This window comes from Planktothrix sp. PCC 11201 (genome assembly GCF_900009135.1).
GTDB lineage: Bacteria > Cyanobacteriota > Cyanobacteriia > Cyanobacteriales > Microcoleaceae > Planktothrix.
Window position 1 is genome coordinate 1 of the sequence record NZ_LT797766.1, and the last position, 1,814, is coordinate 1,814.

The 1,814-nt window shown below is 38.4% G+C and carries 1 protein-coding gene; it reads right to left on the reverse strand.

Annotated elements, in window-relative coordinates; genetic code table 11:
• Window positions 1-171: 171 nt before the first annotated feature.
• On the reverse strand, window positions 172-1,662 hold the full coding sequence (locus tag PL11201_RS25600; RefSeq protein ID WP_079678207.1) for a hypothetical protein: 1,491 nt from the start codon (window positions 1,660-1,662) through the stop codon (window positions 172-174).
• Between the last annotated feature and the right edge of the window lie 152 nt (window positions 1,663-1,814).

A 1,814-nucleotide genomic window follows, 5' to 3' on the forward strand; every position in this document is an offset into this window, starting at 1 on the left:
GTTTTAAGTGTCTACTTTTTTACGGTTCTGTAGAAATATTTTCTATCTTCCCTTTATACATACCTTGGGAAGATTCACACTCAACACTCCCAATCCCTACCGACACAGCCCCAATAAAAAAGCAACCCTGGTTAGAGGTTGCTTGATAGATTTTTAATTTTGTCTTAGGCTCTAATCGTCTAATTGATAGATGATTCGCAGAATTGCTTTAACCGATGGATCGTCTAAGTTAAAGCCAGAGGATTCTAGTTCTCCTATGGCTACCTGATAGGGTAGCGGGTATTTTGTCGCTTGTTCTGCTAAATCATTAGCGGTCGCCATTGTTTGACGGTTATAAAACTGTTCACTAGCCAACTCTGTATGCCCCATATTTTTGGCGATAACTCCTATGGGTAGCCCTGACAACAAACCCATCATCTTCCCTAGGTGTCTAAATGAGTACCCTTGAGTTGTTGGACATTTCCAGTCTTGTAGTTTGTCACCAAGTTCATTAGAAAATCCACCCGCTATTGTTCTTGGTTTACTATTGGCGTTTGGAGTATATTCTGGTAACTGAACGGGAATATTCTGTAATTTTAAGTAATTTAAAATTACTTTGTTTTGACAGGGAGGGTAGCAAAATCTCCCACCAGTTTTATTGGTAATAAAGTGTTTTTTACCAGATGTATCAGTAACCTCAAATCCGTTGCCCAAAATTAACAACATTTTGGGATTGTTAACCTTATCATTAAATGCGGGGTTAATGCCTTTAGAGTCGGCGTACTTTTTTCCTTTTTCGCCCCATAGTTTTTTAACTTCATTATTGCTAATTGGTTTAAACAAATTAATGGCACTCATAATTTCAGCAGGTCTTAACCCGTAGGCTACACACATTTTAAAAATCCATAACCATCCCTCCCTTGCCATTGCTTGCTTTTCTGGCATTTCTTGGACTAACTTCTCTTGAGATTGCAACCATTCAAAGAATTGCTCCCAATCAATGGCTTTAGTATTCTCCCCTCGTTTTTTTTCAACCTTAATTCTGTTAAGTTTTGGCAATATTTCCTTTTTTGTTAATTCAGGACAATAGGAGATGATTTTTTTAATCTTTCCTAACGCTTCATACTGACAGGTATTTTCTGGGAAGCGTTCCCAGAATGCTTTGGCGTTATCCCAATCAGGGTACTCATCCCAGTTAAGACATTTTACAAAATAATCTGTATATGTCCTCTGAAAAGATGATTGACAACTAACTGACTCTCTTGACCGCTTCTCACCCGTAAATTTATGCCGTCCTTGATAGTATTCATTTTCGATAATCTCGAAAATTTGACGGTAGGTTAGACGGTCATCGCTCCCTAACTTGTTGCTGGGTAGGATATTCTTAAGCCACAAATCCCATTCACTAGCGTTAATTCCCTCCCGTTTAGCTTCATTTAGTTTTGTTCTTAACTTGATACACTTTTCCAAAAAGTCATTAATACCCGCAATACTCCATTCACACCCTGATCCTAGTAATTTTTGCTTACCTCCCTGATAAGGTTCTGTGAATTTAAAGTTAAGTCGGGTTTCAACCCTTTGGGCTACCCCTTTAGGGATTAGCGGCTCAATAGCCAACCAATGTTTTAGAACGTCTCCATACGTTCCAAAACCCTCTACAGTGACGTTATCCAATCTATCCATTTTCTATCCATTCCAAAATTAATCACTTATTTTGGATAGACTACTGAACGATAGAATCAGTGTTTGAACGTTATTCGGGAGTTCGAGTCTCGCCATCCGCATTAGTTTTAAACCTTTATAATGCTTACATGGCTTAACTTTCACTCGCAAGG